Source organism: Mesorhizobium sp. M7A.F.Ca.CA.004.12.1.1 (genome assembly GCF_003997835.1).
Lineage (GTDB): Bacteria > Pseudomonadota > Alphaproteobacteria > Rhizobiales > Rhizobiaceae > Mesorhizobium.
This window is the reverse complement of the sequence record NZ_RZRK01000037.1, coordinates 1-15,944: the sequence shown is the minus strand read 5'-3', so window position 1 is coordinate 15,944 and position 15,944 is coordinate 1. Positions and strand designations below refer to the sequence as shown.

The 15,944-nt window shown below is 63.0% G+C and carries 14 protein-coding genes; 3 read left to right on the top strand and 11 right to left on the bottom strand.

Going from position 1 to position 15,944, the window contains the following annotated elements; all coding sequences use genetic code 11:
* Nucleotides 1-45: 45 nt before the first annotated feature.
* The 4 genes from msrA to EN984_RS03685 all read right to left on the bottom strand — a co-directional run bounded on the left by msrA (nt 46) and on the right by EN984_RS03685 (nt 3,368).
* A complete protein-coding gene (msrA, locus tag EN984_RS03700) occupies nt 46-777 on the bottom strand; it encodes a peptide-methionine (S)-S-oxide reductase MsrA (RefSeq protein ID WP_127268581.1) in 732 nt (243 codons plus the stop codon).
* 318 nt (nt 778-1,095) lie between these two features.
* Nucleotides 1,096-1,374, bottom strand: a complete 279-nt coding sequence (locus tag EN984_RS03695; protein ID WP_127269733.1) for a hypothetical protein — start codon at nt 1,372-1,374, stop codon at nt 1,096-1,098.
* A gap of 101 nt (nt 1,375-1,475) precedes the next feature.
* The gene (locus EN984_RS03690) at nt 1,476-2,168 is read right to left on the bottom strand and encodes a DUF1223 domain-containing protein (RefSeq protein WP_127269731.1); all 693 of its coding nucleotides are present in this window, start codon (nt 2,166-2,168) and stop codon (nt 1,476-1,478) included.
* 147 nt (nt 2,169-2,315) lie between these two features.
* Complete coding sequence (locus tag EN984_RS03685) at nt 2,316-3,368, bottom strand: TadE/TadG family type IV pilus assembly protein (protein WP_127268671.1); 1,053 nt, start codon at nt 3,366-3,368, stop codon at nt 2,316-2,318.
* A gap of 259 nt (nt 3,369-3,627) precedes the next feature.
* Here EN984_RS03685 and lepA point away from each other — a divergent pair, with 259 nt between their 5' ends.
* Nucleotides 3,628-5,433, top strand: a complete 1,806-nt coding sequence (gene lepA / locus EN984_RS03680; RefSeq protein WP_127268672.1) for a translation elongation factor 4 — start codon at nt 3,628-3,630, stop codon at nt 5,431-5,433.
* 50 nt (nt 5,434-5,483) lie between these two features.
* Here the strand turns inward: lepA and EN984_RS03675 are convergent, their stop codons facing one another.
* Complete coding sequence (locus EN984_RS03675; RefSeq protein ID WP_127268673.1) at nt 5,484-5,900, bottom strand: hypothetical protein; 417 nt, start codon at nt 5,898-5,900, stop codon at nt 5,484-5,486.
* A gap of 397 nt (nt 5,901-6,297) precedes the next feature.
* Here EN984_RS03675 and EN984_RS03670 point away from each other — a divergent pair, with 397 nt between their 5' ends.
* Complete coding sequence (locus EN984_RS03670; protein ID WP_127268674.1) at nt 6,298-7,140, top strand: hypothetical protein; 843 nt, start codon at nt 6,298-6,300, stop codon at nt 7,138-7,140.
* A gap of 361 nt (nt 7,141-7,501) precedes the next feature.
* Nucleotides 7,502-8,014 (top strand): hypothetical protein, encoded by a 513-nt coding sequence (locus tag EN984_RS37570; RefSeq protein ID WP_164748708.1) that lies wholly within the window; start codon nt 7,502-7,504, stop codon nt 8,012-8,014.
* Between the two features lie 425 nt (nt 8,015-8,439).
* Here the strand turns inward: EN984_RS37570 and EN984_RS03655 are convergent, their stop codons facing one another.
* The 6 genes from EN984_RS03655 to EN984_RS03625 all read right to left on the bottom strand — a co-directional run.
* Nucleotides 8,440-10,080, bottom strand: a complete 1,641-nt coding sequence (locus tag EN984_RS03655; RefSeq protein WP_127269729.1) for an ABC transporter substrate-binding protein — start codon at nt 10,078-10,080, stop codon at nt 8,440-8,442.
* Nucleotides 10,081-10,506: 426 nt separating this feature from the next.
* Entirely contained in the window at nt 10,507-11,460 is a 954-nt protein-coding gene (locus tag EN984_RS03650; protein ID WP_127269727.1) for an alpha/beta hydrolase, read from the bottom strand.
* Nucleotides 11,457-12,137 carry an isochorismatase family protein gene (locus tag EN984_RS03645; RefSeq protein ID WP_127269725.1) on the bottom strand — a complete coding sequence of 227 codons (681 nt, stop codon included), beginning with the start codon at nt 12,135-12,137 and terminating at the stop codon, nt 11,457-11,459. The genes EN984_RS03650 and EN984_RS03645 overlap by 4 nt, the downstream gene beginning before the upstream one ends.
* A 355-nt stretch (nt 12,138-12,492) precedes the next feature.
* The gene (locus tag EN984_RS03640; RefSeq protein WP_127269723.1) at nt 12,493-13,797 is read right to left on the bottom strand and encodes a Xaa-Pro peptidase family protein; all 1,305 of its coding nucleotides are present in this window, start codon (nt 13,795-13,797) and stop codon (nt 12,493-12,495) included.
* Nucleotides 13,798-14,116: 319 nt separating this feature from the next.
* The gene (locus tag EN984_RS03630; protein WP_127269721.1) at nt 14,117-15,088 is read right to left on the bottom strand and encodes a GlxA family transcriptional regulator; all 972 of its coding nucleotides are present in this window, start codon (nt 15,086-15,088) and stop codon (nt 14,117-14,119) included.
* Nucleotides 15,089-15,333: 245 nt separating this feature from the next.
* A partial coding sequence (locus EN984_RS03625; RefSeq protein WP_206517397.1) for a PLP-dependent aspartate aminotransferase family protein occupies nt 15,334-15,944 on the bottom strand: 611 nt, incomplete at its 5' end.

Genomic DNA, 15,944 nt, shown 5'->3' with positions numbered 1-15,944 from the left:
TTCGCGGCCATCTCCCCCTCAAGGGGGAGATTAACAGCGCTCAGCTCAATTGCTCGCCGACAGCACCAGCACCGGCTTGTCGCTGTAGAGCGCCGGGAACAGCGCCTTCAAATTCGCCACCTTGGGCAGGTCGTTGTAGACGATGTAGGGATAGGTCGGGTTCAGCGTCAGGAAATCCTGATGGTAATTCTCGGCCGGATAGAAGGTCTTGCCGGTTTCCAGCGTGGTGACGATCGGCTCCGGGAACACCTTGGCCTGGTCGAGCTGGGCGATGTAGCTTTGCGCGATCTTCTTCTGTGCATCGTTTTCGGCGAAGATCGTCGAGCGGTATTGCGTGCCGGAGTCCGGACCCTGGAAATTCAGCTGGGTCGGGTTGTGGGCGACCGAGAAATAGACCTGCAGCAGCTGGCCATAGGTCACCTTCGATGGATCGTAGGTGATCTCGACGGATTCGGCATGCCCGGTGCGGCCTGAGCCGACCGTCTCGTAGACGGCGGTGTCCTTGTCGCCGCCGGAGTAGCCGGAGACAGCCCTGGTGACCCCCTTGACGTGCTGGAAGACGCCCTGCACGCCCCAGAAGCAGCCGCCGGCGAAGATTGCCTTTTCAGTGCCGGCGGCCGCCTTCTCGTCGATTGCCGGCGGCGGGATCTTCACCGCGTCCTCGGCCGAAACCGCCGGCGTCAGCCAGAAGGCGGCGCCCGCTGCGGCAAGTGCAAGCGCGGCGAGGGCGCCTTTGACAAAGCCGAGCGAACGGTTTGAAATCTTGATGTTGGTCATGGTTGCACTCCTCGTGGCTTCCATAGGGATCAGTCTATTGCATCAAATAGTGCGGCGCGACGCACATTCGCGTGCGCCGAATGCGGAATCTTACCGTCAGCGCTGCCCCTCACTGTCCTGCCGGACATCTCTCCCCGCAAAACGGGGAGAGAGCAACTGGCCGCGACGCTGGCGTTTCTATCTGCAACACCGATGATTGGCGAAACCGTCGATGAGCGCCCCTCTCCCCGTCACTATACGGGGAGAGGATGCCGGTAGGCAGGTGAGGGGCAGCGCCAAGGGCCGCCCTTGTGAATGAACGGCTGAGACGCGGCAGAACTAGTTGGCCGGAGCCATCGCATCCGTTGCCGGTTTCATCGCATCCGTCGCCGGCTTCATGGCGTCGGCGGCCGGCTTCATGGAATTGGTTTCCATCGGATCGGCCGGCTTCATTGCATCGTTTGCAGGCTTCATCGCATCCGCGGCCGGTTTCATGGCATTTGCAGCCGGCTTCATCGCGTTGGTCGCGTCGTCGGCGCGGGCGATGCCGCCGGCAAACAGCGCCGTCGAGCACAGAGCGAGAGCGAGCGCCGGCAGCGTCAGGCGGGAAATGGTCATGATGATCTCCTTGGGTTGGTCGTGATGGCGCGCCCTCTTGGCGGCCGTGCTATGCGGCGCCGCTCCATGCGGCGTTGCGCAATCTCTTGTCGAAGCGCGATCTAGTCGGTCGCGGCCGCCAGGATCGGTCCGCCACCGGGCGACTGCACGAGCACGGCCGTGCTCAGGCCGCCGGATGCGTGGGGCAGCGGATACGTCGTGGCCGCGCCGGTCCAGCCGCCGAGTTTTTCGAGCGCATGCACGACATTGGCGTGGGGCAAGGTGCGGCCGGTGTTTTCGCCGCGCGACACCGGCACCTCGACGATGCCCTTGGCATAGCGCACCAGCCAGACATCGGCGTGGCCGCCAGGTGCGGCGCCGGCGCCGATGCTGATCTTGCCGCCATCGAGCGACAATGCCGGGCCGCTCGTCCGGCCGCTCACCGAGATCAGCTTTTCGATCTCGCCAGGTGCGGCGCCGACGACATCGGCATGGCCGTTGACCACCACTTGCGGCGTGAACGGCCCGTCATGGCCGAGCGCCGGCTCGTAATTGACCTGGCGCCGGGTGAATTCCTGTTTTCCGAAAATGTCCTTCCAGCCGAGATAGTCCCAGTAGGTGACGTTGAACGACAGCGCCAGCACGCTGGGCTGGTCCTTGACCCTGATCAGATTGGCGTTGGCTGGCGGGCAGGACGAGCAGCCCTGGCTGGTGAACAGCTCGACCACGCTGAGCGGCTGGGCGGCCGCCGCACCGAGCGACACCGCCAGCGCAAGCGCCGAGAGGCTGGACACTGTGACGAACTTGCGGGACATCGGCTTGCTCCGTGGGCGGCGGCGCCTGGATGCACCGCTGATATCCCCACTTCGCCGCTGTCGGCGCCTTCGTTACAGCGCTCACCGGTTTGTGATCGCTAGCGTTCTTCCTTCTCCCGCAAGGGGAGAAGGCAAGAAGAGCAGCTTCTACTGCGTCAGCCGCGTGTTGTTGGGCCGCTTGTTGAAGTCGCACTTGCCGGTGACGTTGTAGAAGAAGTCGGCGTTGCTGACGGGCGCCGGGACCTTGTTGCCGCCGTCTTCCCAGGCCTGGTAGGCTGTCGATCCACAAGGAACGAGGCCAAAGATATCGACGATCTGGCCGGTCGCCATTTCGGCCGGGGGGATGTCCTTGCTTGTCGAGCTATAGAGCCGGTTGGACGTGGCCGGATCGTTCGAATAGAGGTTTTGCGGATTGCCAGATGGGACGTTCATCTGCAGATAGAGGCCAGCCATCTGGCTGACGTCGATTGAGGCACCGGCGGTGTTGCCGGCAGCCATCGTGTCGACGCAGTAATATTTCGTGCCAAACTGGTCGGTGTTCAGCGTCACCCCGTCAGGCGCCTTTTTGCCGACCTTGCAAACCTGCGTTTGGGCCACCGTGGCGACGCCCAGACTGTCGATCTTGCTGACGGTGGTGGTGCCGTACCCTTTGGGATCCGTGCCCCCGCCGTATTTGTAATCGATCGTCATCAGAGGCTTGCCCTCCTTCGCACCGAACATCGTGCCGTAGAGCGTCATTGTCTTGTTCCAGTAACCCGACACCCCGCTGACCTTGAAGGTCGCCTCCACCAAAGCTGGCGCCTTGTTCACCGCCGACGTGACGCCGATCGCCACCGTAGGGATCCTGGCCATCTGCATGAACACGGTCTTCATGGCGAAACTCGCGGTGGCCTGCGCGGTGGCGGTGCCGTTGGCGCTGACGTCGAAGCTGTTCAGCGTCGCAGTGCCCTGTCCGCCGTTTTCTTTGTAGGTATCCTGCAGCACCAACTGACGCTGCGGTTTCGTCGAGGCCGTGTCCATCGTGGTGATCGACAGGATCGCGGCGTCGAGTGCCGCCTGCTCGGTCGACCTGGTCTGGACCGCGGAGGTGTAGTCGACGGAAAAGCCGACCGCGGTGATCAGCGGTATCATGGCGAGAACAAGTATCGGTGCGAACGAGCCGCTCCGCGACTCGATAAAACTGCCTGCAAGCCCCCGCATGCCTTCGTCCTTACATCAGATATTTCCCTCCGCTAACATGCCGATCACAAATTATGCTCTAACGCGTGTGGTTAAAATTTATCGATTTTTCGAGGAATCCGGAGGAAAAGGCGACAAGCGCCCGCACCGCTTGCCCCGGCAGCCGCCTGCTCTGCTTTCGCGGCAGCGGCCGTACGGCTTGCCGGGCAGCGGGCCGCGCTACATGTGCGGCGGCAGCCTGCCGCTTGCTCGGGCAAGCCACCCCTGCTAAACGCGCGCCATGAGCACGCCCCTCGACCACATCCGCAATTTCTCCATCGTCGCGCATATCGACCATGGCAAATCCACGCTTGCCGACCGGCTGATCCAGCTGACCGGCGGACTGGAGCTGCGCGACATGAAGGAGCAGGTGCTGGACTCGATGGACATCGAGCGCGAGCGCGGCATCACCATCAAGGCGCAGACGGTGCGGCTGAAGTACCGCGCCAACAATGGCGAGGACTATATCCTCAACCTGATCGACACGCCCGGACACGTCGACTTCGCCTATGAAGTGTCGCGTTCGCTGGCCGCCTGCGAGGGTTCGCTGCTGGTGGTCGATGCCTCCCAGGGCGTCGAGGCGCAGACGCTGGCCAATGTCTACCAGGCGATCGACAACAACCACGAGATCGTCGTGGTGCTGAACAAGGTCGACCTGCCGGCCGCCGAGCCCGAGCGCATCCGCGAGCAGGTCGAGGAGGTGATCGGCATCGACGCTTCCAACGCCGTGCTGATCTCGGCCAAGACCGGTCTGGGCATTCCCGACGTGCTGGAAGCCATCGTCCACCAATTGCCGCCGCCGCGCGAAGGCGACGCGGCCGCGCCCTTGAAGGCGATGCTGGTCGACAGCTGGTACGACGCCTATCTCGGCGTCATCGTGCTGGTGCGCGTCATCGACGGCGTGCTGAAAAAAGGCCAGACCATCCGCATGATGGGCACCGGCGCCAAGCATCTGGTCGAGCGCACCGGCGTGTTCACGCCGGCCCGCATCAATGTCGACGAGCTCGGCCCCGGCGAATTCGGCTTCTTCACCGGCTCGATCAAGGAAGTGGCCGACACCCGCGTCGGCGACACCATCACCGAGGACAAGCGAACCACGGCCAAGGCGCTGCCCGGCTTCAAGCCGGCGCAGCCGGTGGTGTTCTGCGGCCTGTTCCCGGTCGACGCCGCCGATTTCGAGGATCTGCGCGCCGCGGTCGGCAAATTGCGCCTCAACGACGCCAGCTTCTCCTTTGAAATGGAAACCAGCGCGGCACTCGGCTTCGGCTATCGCTGCGGCTTCCTTGGCCTCTTACATCTGGAAATCATCCAGGAGCGGCTGGAGCGCGAGTTCAACCTCGACCTGATCGCCACGGCACCCAGCGTCGTCTACCGGCTGGCTCTGACCGACGGCTCGATGAAGGAACTGCACAACCCGGCCGACATGCCCGACGTGGTGAAGATCTCGGCGATCGAGGAGCCGTGGATCCGCGCCACGATCCTGACCCCCGACGACTATCTCGGCGGCATATTGAAGCTCTGCCAGGACCGGCGCGGCATCCAGGCCGACCTGTCCTATGTCGGCAAGCGCGCCATGCTGATCTACGATCTGCCGCTCAACGAAGTCGTCTTCGATTTCTACGACCGGCTGAAGTCGATCTCCAAGGGCTACGCTTCGTTCGACTATCACCTCACCGACTACAAGGAGGGCGACCTCGTCAAGATGTCGATCCTGGTCAATGAAGAGCCGGTGGACGCGCTTTCCATGCTGGTGCACCGCACGGCGGCGGAAAAGCGCGGCCGGCAGATGTGCGAGAAGCTGAAGGAGCTGATCCCGAACCATCTGTTCAAGATCCCGATCCAGGCCGCCATCGGCGGCAAGGTCATCGCCCGCGAAACCATCTCGGCGCTGCGCAAGGACGTCACCGCCAAATGCTACGGCGGCGACGTCTCGCGCAAACGCAAGCTGCTGGACAAGCAGAAAGAAGGCAAGAAGCGGATGCGCCAGTTTGGGAAGGTCGATATCCCGCAGGAGGCGTTTATCCAGGCCTTGAAGATGGGCGATTGAGCGGGTTCGGCCTTTGGCCGAACGTATCGACCGGGTGGGTTCCCAGCTAACTAAGAGTGATCGCTCTCAGTCCTACCTTTGCCACTTCGAGATAGCATCTCTGTAAGCATCCCGTGTTGCCCCTTCACTAGCTGCGAGATATCCTTCTCAATTCTTTCAATTAAGAGTCGATCCTCTCTGCGAATCTCCTCTATCTTTGAGACAATCTCATCAAGATCAATCGCCAAAGAATTCCTTGACGGGTCGCTCTCGACGGATTGCATGTCGGCAGCATTTTCAAGTGTCGCGGCCACCCAGGCACTAATCTTCATTCCCTTTCGCTTGGCTGCTGCTCGAGCCTTGTCAACTACAGATGCATCCAAATTCTTGATCGTCCATTGCCGCAGTTCCTGGGAGGCGCTTCCGTCGCGCGCACCTTCGGCACCGCTTGCGCTTTGACCGAGCGCTGCAGTCTCCTGATAAGTCATAGCGAACTCCTCAACGTTCCCCGAAGTACCCCTTCGGGGGTCCCAATAAGGGACTTCAATCATATCCCAACGGATTTACTTGCTGGTTCATGATCAGGAATTAGGGTTAACACGCTATTAAACAACCCCTAAAAAGGGATAGCTGGCATGCGCGCGTGAAGGAGCCCCTTGTCATTTCCGTTCCCTGAGAATAAGTACCCATTTGTTCCTCCCTTGAATGAGGTACCAAGCGTCGTTTCCCTTGCCTGGGGGTACCCCAAATCACTCATGGATGATAGCGAGGCTATTAAACCCTAATTTTAGTGCGCCGCAACAGGAATTTTTTTCTCTCTGCACTTGTTGTTGGGGTACTTTTGGGTTACCCATCGACCTCATTTCCTCTTTTTGGGGAGCCGACATGGCAAGAACAGTTGCGGAATGGCAGATTACGGTCGATCGAGTGTTCGCCCGGTTCAAGGAGAATTATTTGAGCGTTTTGACGCTTGCCCCTTCTGATGCCAGGGCGGCTGTCGCGAAACTGAATGATATAAAAAAGGTGATGGTGTCGAGCGATCTCGGCAAGGCAGCATTTCGCCTCGATCGAAAAACTGCGACTCTTGAGCTGAGCTTGGCTGGGCTGAATCTCATCTGGGAAGCTGGGGAATCCAGAGATTTTCGTGACCTTGACATTGAAGATTTCTGCGAGACTGCGGTATCAATTTACCTGTTCCACGAAATGCAACACGTAGCACAGAGGATGGTGGATTTTGCCGATGTCCAGACGTTGAAGCAGACGGCTGGCCCTCACAAGCTGGGCGAACTCGATGTGATTGCCGATGCCGTCGCGGCGCAGATTTTCGCGACTCTGTATGCAGCAGATTTCGGCAATGATCGCAGGATCTATGCGTCTGCTTTTTTTAATGCGCTGCGGTTCATGATCGAATTTTGTTTCCCTGCCTTTGGCTTCCCTTTGGGAAAGAAGCACAAGGTCCAACGAGCCTTGGGAGTCGTCTTGATGGCTGTTCTCACAGAGCGAGCCATTCGGAATGGCGAGTGGGACGCGGAGTTTGATGCACCGCTTTATCCTGCTTTTTCGAAAAACTTCACTAAAATGGCCCTGCTCTCGTATGCCGGGAGCCCTTCTATTTCGATAGTGCAGTTTACCAAGTCCCTTAAAACAGGCTCCGTGAAAGAGATGCTCGAGTTGATTGACAGCGATCACATCGACAAGATTCTGGACCGCGCCCGGGAGTTGGTCTGAACTGCAGGCGAATTTACTGGCGCGCACACATGCATCTCTTTTGAGATCCAGCGTCTGCTGCCAGTCGGTTTCGAACAACTCGGCGGTTGGAATTTTATCGAGGTCGGTCCCCGCTTTCCGATTCACTCCATCCGCCATGTCTGTCCCGCCGAGATTCAAAACAGTACTGCCGGAAGACTCTTCCGGCACTGGGGCCGTCCATCGGTGCTGCGATCTTTAGCTGAAGGGGGCTGGCCATCAGCGCGCCGGGCAGGAAGGTGTTTGTACTGATAGGTTGGTGGCGCTCGGCCGTGTCGGCTTTGAGCTGTTCATGGTGCGGCGCCCAAGCGTATCGTACACCCAGCTTGGGGAGACACATCACATGCGCACCACATCAGACACCATCGCCTCTCTCGGCCTCGCCATCGGCGGCGCCTTCGGCCTTGCCGGCACCTTCGTCGCCAGCGCTCCGCTGCGCGAAACGCTCTGGACGATCGACGGCGCGGCGCTCGTGGTCGCCACCGCGCTGCTGACGATGAAATACCAGCGGCTGGGCAATGACTGCGTCGCTGCCGGGTTCCTGACCTTCCTGGCCGGAGAGACCCTGCTGATGGCGGGCAATGCGGCGGGGCTTGAGGCCAGCGTGCCTTCCTATGTCGGCGGCATCACGCTGTGGGCAGCAGCACTGGTCATGGTCAGCATGCCCAGGACATTTGCCCTGTGGATGCGGCTCACCGCGCTCGTGGCCGCCGTGCTGTTTGTCGTCTCGGCTTGCATGATCCTCTGGCGCGCGCCCTTGCTGCCGACCTCCGCGCCGTTGCCCGCCGCCGGCTATCCTTTCCTGGTGCTGACCTTTGTTGACTGGATCTGGACGCTGCTGAGGGCGGAGCGGTGAGCTTTTGTCCGCTTCCGTACCAAACGTCCGGCCTGGTTGATCGGGCATCAGCGGGGCGGTAGAAATTCCGGGCGGCGGACCTAGGTTCGCCAATGGCCGGCGCGGGCTCAGGCAACTGCCTCACCGGCATTCGCGCCGGCCATTTTCCACCCGCAGATGATCGCAGCGATCCACCGGCCAGCGCCGCACTTGAAGGAGCGCCGACGCTTCTTGCCTTCCCCCCCTTGTGGGGGAAGGTGGATCGGTGCGCAGCGCCGAGACGGATGAGGGGTGCGTGACGGAGTGAGGCGGTGAAGGTTCTGCTCTGGTTCAGATTCGTTTACTGTTGGCGTCTCGCCAAGCTGGAACACCCCTCATCCGTCTTGCCGCTTCGCGACAATCCACCTTCTCCCACAAGGGGAGAAGGTAAAGCGAACGTTGGCGCTTCAAGACTCAATCCACACCTTCTCGAAATGCTGTTCCAGCGCCTGGTGCTGTTCGCAGCCTTCGACGCCTTTGCGGTACGTCCGGTAGACCGAGCGCCAGTAGGGTTGGATGATGATGCCTGAATCGCGCAAATTCTGCTCGATCTTGGCCATGATCTCCTTGCGCGCCTTGGCGTCCGGCGTCGCCAGCGCCTTGTCGAGCAGCGTGTCGAATTCGGGATTGGCGTAGGCGCTCTCGTTCCAGGCGGCGCCGGATTTGTAGGCGAGCGCCAGCACCTGGACGCCGAGCGGGCGGCCGAGCCATTCGGTGCAGGAGAAGGGGTATTTGCTCCAGTCGTTCCAGAAAGTGGCGGCGGGCAGCACGGTGCGCTTGATCTTCAGGCCGGCGTCGCGCATCTGCGCGCCGATGGCGTCGCCGGTGCTCTTTTGCCATTCGACATCGACGGAGATGAGCTCGAATTCGTGGTCGGCCTTGCCGGCCTCGACAAGCAGCTTCTTCGACTGGTCGACGTCACGCTTGGCCGGGCCGATATCGGCATATTCGGGATGCATGGGGCCGACATGGTGGTTGTCGGCGGGCTTGCCGCGGCCGCCGAGGCCGAGCGCCAGTACGGCGGAATTGTCGACGGCGAGTTGGGCGGCGCGGCGCACTTTGACGTCGTCATAGGGCGCGTTGGCGACATTGAAGCGGGCGACGATGGTGGAGCCGGTGGCGATCTCGGAGTTCATCAGCCCCATCGTCTCGGTCTGCGAGACGGCGTCGGAAGCGGTTTCGTGGTCGGTGTCGATCTCGCCGGATTCGAAGGCCGACAGCATGGCGTTGGGGTCGGAGCCGTAGTCGACCCATTTGATGCCGTCGAGATGGAATTCGCCCTTCCACCAGGGCTTATCCCTGCGCTTCACCTCCGCACCCGTCTCGGCATCCCAGCTGACCAGCTCGCAGGGGCCGGTGGTGATGGCGAGCGCCTTCAGGGGATCGCCGTCGCCCTCATAGGAGCGGTGCATGATCAGCGCCGGATAGTCGGCCATGCCGGCGATCAGCGAGATGTCGGGCTTCGGCAGATTGAGCTTGATGGTGAAGTCGTCGACCTTGGCGATGCCGCCATCGACGACCTTCTTGGTGTCGGCATTGACCAGCGCGCCCATGCGCGCGGCGACCGAATTGCCCGGCACCGAGGCATCGCACCAGCGGGTGAGGTTGTGAATGACATCATCGGCGTTGAAGGCATCGCCATTCGACCAGGATATGCCCTTGCGCACATGCAGGGTCAGCGTCCTGGCGTCGTCGCTCGCCTCCCAGCTTTCGAGCAGCCAGGGCTCGAAGGAGAAGTCGGTGTTCCAGCGCACCAGATATTCGTTGCAGTGGCGGGCGACATTCGACATCTCCACGCCGTCGAAGGTGCGCGGGTCCTTGAAGCCCTTGACGTTCATGGCGACGCGCAGGACGCCGCCCTTCTTCGGTTCTGCCGCGCGGGCAGGGGTGGGGGCGAGCCCGCCCAGCGCAAACGCGCCGGCGGCACTGACACCGAGGCCGGCCATCAGCACCAGATATTCGCGGCGGTTGATGCCGCCGGTCCTGAAATCATCGGCGACGGATTTGGCTTGCGGGTGGAGTTTGCGGTCGGTCAGCATGAATTTCATCGTCGTTCCCCTGTTGTTGATGCATGCCGCCCAAAAGTGCCCAGCGGTTTTGGGACAACGGCATGCACAGAAAAATCGCCCCGGCCGATCGACAGACGCGGGGGCGGACGCGACCGCCGGGGCGCCGTTGCCTGAGCGGGAATGATAGAGCGGGGTGACGCTAGGGAGTGTTCGGTTTTCCGCAGTGATTGTGCGGGGTTCCGCAGGGGGAGTCGGCAGTGCGCTTATGCTTTGCAGCCGCGCTGCGAGGAGATGCGCCAACGGCGCGGCGCCAATCTCCCTCCTTGAGGGGGAGATGGCCGGCAGGCCAGAGGGGGTCGGCACGACGGGACGCGACCTCCTACTTTAAAAAAGATGATGCTAGCGCTCTACGCGCGACGACCCCCTCTGTCGCCTTCGGCGACATCTCCCCTTCAAGGGGGGAGATTAGCGTTCCACCGTCGGCCACTCACCTCGGCCCAGCGCAGCAACCGCGCCGACAATCCGCGCAAACGCTTCCGCCGCGGCCGGCACCGTCGTTCGGGCGCGCAGGAAGCTGTGCACCAGCCTCGGTTCCTCGTGCCACCGGGCCTTGCCGCCGGCGGCCACAATGCGGTCGCGGTAGGTCTCGCCATCCGACGACAGCGGGTCGCATTGCGCCGTGACGATCACCGTTGGCGGCAGGCCGGAGAAATCGGTGTCGCGCAGCGGTGAGAAGGTCGGGTCGTCGGGCGATTGCCGCCTGGCCGAGCGGACGTCGCGGTAGAAGGCGATGTCGGCCACGGATAGCAGCGGCGCCTCGGCGTGTTCGACATAGGAACCGGCGGTCTCGTCGCCGCCGAGTTCGGGATAGATCAGCACTTGCCCGACCGCAGCTCTGATATGGCGGCGCGTCGCCTGCGCCACGGCGGCGGCGAGATTGCCGCCAGCGCTTTCGCCACACAGGACCAGCGGCAGGTCTGACGTCGCTGCCGCCCATTCGAAGGCGGCCACCGCATCGTCGAAGGCGGCGGGGTGGACGTGTTCCGGCGCCAGGCGGTAGTCGACCGACAGCACGTCGAAACCGGTGCCGGCGCAGAGCTCGGCGCAGATGTCGTCATGGCTTTCCAGCCCGCCGAGGATGAAGCCGCCGCCGTGGTAGTAGATCACCATCGCCTTCGCGGCACTACCGGCAAGCTGGTAACGGCGGACCGGGATGTCGCGGCCGGCGGCGATCAGGCCGTCGCTGGCCTTGACGCCTGCTGGGCGGCCCTGGTGGAAGGCCCGGCTCATCCTGTCATAGACGGCGCGCTGCTTGTCGATCGGCAGGCCGATGATTTCGGGCGGATACCAGGCGTTGACCGCGTCGATATAGGCCCACAGGGCCGGGTCGAGCCGTGTTTCGTAGGGGCCGCGGCTCATAGATCGGCGTAGAGCGCGGCCGCGTTGTCGAAGCTGAAGCGCAGCGGCACCGAGCCCTCGACCTGCCAGGCGGTGACGGTCTCGCCCGCCAGCAGCCGGCAGGCGCCGTCGGTGTCGGTGACGGCGCCGCCATAGAGCCGGTTGGCGAGGTTGAGGATGCCGGTCTGGTGCATGGCCGCGCTGCCGCTGCCGCAGGCATCCTTGACCAAAAGCACGCGGAAGCCCTTCGCCACCGCATCCTTGACGGAAGCGTCGATGCAGGCCTCGGTCCAGACGCCCGATATGACCAGCCATTCGATGCCTGAAGACTTGATGTCGCGGGCCGCCGGGCCGGTGCGGAAGGCGCTGGCCTCGGCCTTGACCAGCAGCGCCTCGCCGTTGATCGGTGCCACCTCACGGCAGATCTCGGTCAGCGGATCGCTCTTGTCGGAGAAAGCCGACTTGCCGTCTTCACCGACCGGATGAAACGGCCGGTCCTGCTTGTCGAGATCGACGATGTAGGCCCAGTGGTAGAGCGGCACATGGTTTTGCCGCGCCGCCGCCTGCAGGCGCTGGACATTGGCGAGGATGCTGCTGAAGCCCTCGACCAGATAGCGGGGGTCCTGCCGGTGCTCTTCCTGCAGGTCGATGAAGATCGCGGCCACCGTGCCGGGCTTGATGGAGATGGGGGTTTTCATGCCGATGCGCCTTGGTTGTGGGCGGGCGACACCGCTCTGTTTAGCGAGCTGGCGCAAGCAGCGGTGATTGGCCGGCGCCTCCCCACCTTCGGCATCCACGGGCGGAGCAGGAGCGAAGCTCCGTCGCGGAGACCCGAGGATCCATGCCGTGATGTTGATCGAATGGTGCAGCGGTGCAGAACTTGTACCGTTGCGGTGCATAGAGGTCGCGGCATGGATCCCTTGGGCTGCAAAGCAGCTCCAGGGGTCTGCGCCGCGTCGCTGCGCTCCTTGCTCCGCCCTAGGATGACGAAGCGATGGAAGGCTGCGACAGCAGCGAAGGCTCGCGATCCGGCGCCGGTGTACGAAACCGCCCTCAAACCTGCGTCTCCAGAAACTCGTCCTCATAGGGAAAGCGCGAAAGCAGCTCCGTGCCCGTCTCGGTGATCAGGATCTCGTCCTCCAGCTTGACGCCCTCGCGGCCGCCTTTCTCGCCGATATAGCTTTCCACGCTCACCACCATGCCTGGCACGATATGGCCGTCACGGCCATAGGTCTCGTAATCCATGGCATGCGCGATGAACGGCGTTTCGCCATGCATGCCGACGCCGTGCATTACCGAGGTGTAGCGCTGGTCGACGAAACGGTCCGGGATTTTCCACGCCTTCTCGGCAATCTCGCGGAACGCCATGCCGGGTTTGACGATCGAAATGTTGTGCTGAACCTGGTCGTGCGCCATGCGGTAGAGCGACTTCTGGTAGGGCGTCGGCTTGCCCGGCCCGCAGCGGAAGGTGCGCGAGAAATCCGAATAATAGCCGTAGCAGCCGATCGTGTCGGTATCGAGCGCCAAGAGTTCGCCGGGCCGGATCTTGCGGCCGCTGGCCTCGTTGAACCACGGATTGGTACGCTGGCCCGATGTCAGCAGCCGCGTCTCGATGAACTCGCCGCCCTGGCGGATGACCTCGCCATACATGATGGCGAACAGGTCGTTTTCGGAGACGCCGGGCTTGATCGCCTCGCGTACCGCATAGACGGCGGCCTCGGCGCCGGCCATCGACACCTGCAGGCATTTGACTTCCTCGGGCGTCTTGACCGCGCGCACCGCCAGGATCTCGCCCTGGCAATCGCGAACCTCGCAGCCGCGCTTTTCGAGCGCCAGCGCCTGCAGATGGCTGCAGCGGTCGAGGCCGAGCTTCATCGAGCCGCCGCCATGCTGCTTCAGAAGCTCGGCGATCTCGTCGGCGAAGGGCCCGGCGGTCTCGTCGTCGCGGCCGGAGACCGACGACCAGACCAGCTTGGAAGGACGCGCCTCGTCGATCGTGTCGAGCACCATCGAGACATGATAGCTCTGCGGATATTCGAACAGCACGATCGGCCCTTCGGTCGGGATGAAGAAATAGCGGGTCGAGTTGCGCAGGAAATAGCCGAACATGTTGCGCGAACCGGTGGCGTAGCGCTGGTTGTAGGGATCGAACAACACGACGCCGCCATAGCCGGCCTCGCGCATCCAGCCGCGCAGCTTGGCCAGCCGGCCCTTGCGCAGCGCATCGGCATCGATGAAGGACGGCTCGGTGTCCGACAGCCACATGCCGCCGGCCGGATCGGCCGCGGCCGGGTGGCGCATGCGGTCCTTGAAGTCCACGTCCTCAGTGCTGTCGGGGTCGAAAACGACGATGCTCATGGGGGTACGGCCTTGGCTGGGTTGCGAGGTCGGAGCATGGCGCAGGCGGGGCGTGGGTATTGTGCGGGAAACCGCAGGTGTTGTGCGGGATGCCGCTGGCTAATCGGTTACGTCGCGATCCTTCGCGCCCCCCTCTGCCCTGCCGGGCATCTCCCCCTCAAGGGGGGAGATTGGCAGTTTCGATGCCGCCGTTCTTTTCTTCAACATCTGAGATTAGCGAAAGCAGAGATGCAGTCCGAGCTCCCCCCTTGAGGGGGAGATGTCCGGCAGGACAGAGGGGGGCGCTGTCCCGCCAACGTCTCACCCGTCAGCAAGCGCCCTAATGCCGTCTCGCCAATCTCGGCGGATGCCCATGCTCCTCGCGAAACGCCCGCGCAAAACTCGACATCGATGCAAACCCACACGCCAGCGCCACGTCGCGCACGGCGAGCGTCGAGTGTGCCAGGAGGTCGGCGGCGCGTTTCAGCCGCAGCCGGCGGTAGTAGCCGTTGGGCGAGATAGCGAGTTCGGAGCGGAAGCTGCGTTCGAGCTTGTCGGAGGAGACGCCGAGCTTTGCGGTCAGCTCGGCCATGCCGAGCCGCTCTTCCACCGCGTCCTCCATGATGGCGATGGCCGACAGCACCAGTTCGTTGCGGACGCCGGTGCGCAGCCGCAGCGGCATCATCTTGCGGTCGATGCTGGAACGCAGCTGGCTGTGCACGAACCATTCGGCGACACCTGCGGCAAGCTCGGCGCCGTAGTCGCGGGTGATGATCTCCAGCATCATGTCGAGGCTGCCGACGCCGCCGGCCGAGGTGAAGCGCTTGCGGTCGATGACGTAGAGGTCGCGCCTGAGCTCGATGTTGGGAAAAGCTTCGGTGAAGGCGGCCTGGCTGGTCCAGTGCAAGGTGCAGGCATGGCCGTCGAGCAGGCCGGCCCGCGCCAGGAAGAAAGCCGCGTCCGCCACCGCGCCGATATGGGCGCCATTGCGCAGGCTCTTGCGGATCCAGCTTGCCGCGTCCTCGGCGACGAGGTGGTCGGCATCGCCGCCCGAGCAGACGACGATGCGGTCGACCTTCGGCGCGTCCTCGGCGTAAAAACCCGGCTGGATGACGACGCCGTTCGAGGCCTCGACCGGGCCTTTTGTGCCGCCGACGATGATCCAGCGATAGCATTCTCTTTTCGCCAGGACATTGGCGGCACGCAGCGGCTCAATGACCGAGCTGAACGCCATCATCGGAAAGCCGGGGAAGACCAGCACCGCGAAGGTGAGAGGGGTGTCGGTGGGTTTGGGTGGGGCGTGTGTGGCCATGGGCGCTAGACTTCGGGCAGATGGAGTGCGGCGTCAATTGGCCTGATGCTTGAACCCGGAACGTCAGCGCCGCCCCTCACCTGCCTGCCGGCATCCTCTCCCCGTAAACGGGGCGAGGGACGCTGTTATCGGCGCTTACGCCAATCACCGGCGGCCGCGGCTAGCGTCTTTCTCCCCGTCGCTATACGGGGAGAAATGCCCGGCAGGGCAATGAGGGGCGGCGCCGATTTTGGCGATTTGAGGGTCTATCCCCCCAGCGCCTGCTCCAAATCCGCGATCAGATCATCTCCATCCTCGATCCCCGCCGACAATCTTACCAGCGAATCCGATATACCGATCTCGGCCCGTTTCTCGGCCGGAATGGAGCCATGCGTCATCAGTGCCGGATGCTCGATCAGGCTCTCCACGCCGCCGAGGCTTTCGGCCAGCGTGAACAGCTGCGTGCGTTCGAGGAACTTTTTGGTGCCGGCTAGGTCGCGGTCGAGCACGGCTGTGATCATGCCGCCGAAGGCGTGCATCTGCTGGACGGCGACGGCGTGCTGCGGGTGGCTGGCGAGGCCGGGATAGATGACGCGGCGCACGTCGCGGCGCGCTTCCAGCCACTGCGCGATCTTCAGCCCGTTGGCGGAATGACGCTCCATGCGCAGCGCCAGCGTCTTCAGCCCGCGCAGCGCCAGAAAGCTGTCGAACGGGCCCGAGATGGCACCGATGGCGTTCTGCAGGAATTTCAGCTGGGCGGAGAGATCCTTGTTGTCGCCGACCACGGCGACGCCGCCGACCATATCGGAATGGCCGTTGAGATATTTGGTGGTCGAATGCACCACGATGTCGATGCCGAGCTCCAGCGGGCGTTGAA

What these genes read in the sequence shown, in the direction of transcription:
- msrA (WP_127268581.1), bottom strand. Translation starts at nt 777, where the DNA reads ATGACCAACATCAAGATTTCAAACCGTTCGCTCGGCTTTGTCAAAGGC.
- EN984_RS03695 (WP_127269733.1), bottom strand. Translation starts at nt 1,374, where the DNA reads ATGACCATTTCCCGCCTGACGCTGCCGGCGCTCGCTCTCGCTCTGTGC.
- EN984_RS03690 (WP_127269731.1), bottom strand. Translation starts at nt 2,168, where the DNA reads ATGTCCCGCAAGTTCGTCACAGTGTCCAGCCTCTCGGCGCTTGCGCTG.
- EN984_RS03685 (WP_127268671.1), bottom strand. Translation starts at nt 3,368, where the DNA reads ATGCGGGGGCTTGCAGGCAGTTTTATCGAGTCGCGGAGCGGCTCGTTC.
- lepA (WP_127268672.1), top strand. Translation starts at nt 3,628, where the DNA reads ATGAGCACGCCCCTCGACCACATCCGCAATTTCTCCATCGTCGCGCAT.
- EN984_RS03675 (WP_127268673.1), bottom strand. Translation starts at nt 5,900, where the DNA reads ATGACTTATCAGGAGACTGCAGCGCTCGGTCAAAGCGCAAGCGGTGCC.
- EN984_RS03670 (WP_127268674.1), top strand. Translation starts at nt 6,298, where the DNA reads ATGGCAAGAACAGTTGCGGAATGGCAGATTACGGTCGATCGAGTGTTC.
- EN984_RS37570 (WP_164748708.1), top strand. Translation starts at nt 7,502, where the DNA reads ATGCGCACCACATCAGACACCATCGCCTCTCTCGGCCTCGCCATCGGC.
- EN984_RS03655 (WP_127269729.1), bottom strand. Translation starts at nt 10,080, where the DNA reads ATGAAATTCATGCTGACCGACCGCAAACTCCACCCGCAAGCCAAATCC.
- EN984_RS03650 (WP_127269727.1), bottom strand. Translation starts at nt 11,460, where the DNA reads ATGAGCCGCGGCCCCTACGAAACACGGCTCGACCCGGCCCTGTGGGCC.
- EN984_RS03645 (WP_127269725.1), bottom strand. Translation starts at nt 12,137, where the DNA reads ATGAAAACCCCCATCTCCATCAAGCCCGGCACGGTGGCCGCGATCTTC.
- EN984_RS03640 (WP_127269723.1), bottom strand. Translation starts at nt 13,797, where the DNA reads ATGAGCATCGTCGTTTTCGACCCCGACAGCACTGAGGACGTGGACTTC.
- EN984_RS03630 (WP_127269721.1), bottom strand. Translation starts at nt 15,088, where the DNA reads ATGGCCACACACGCCCCACCCAAACCCACCGACACCCCTCTCACCTTC.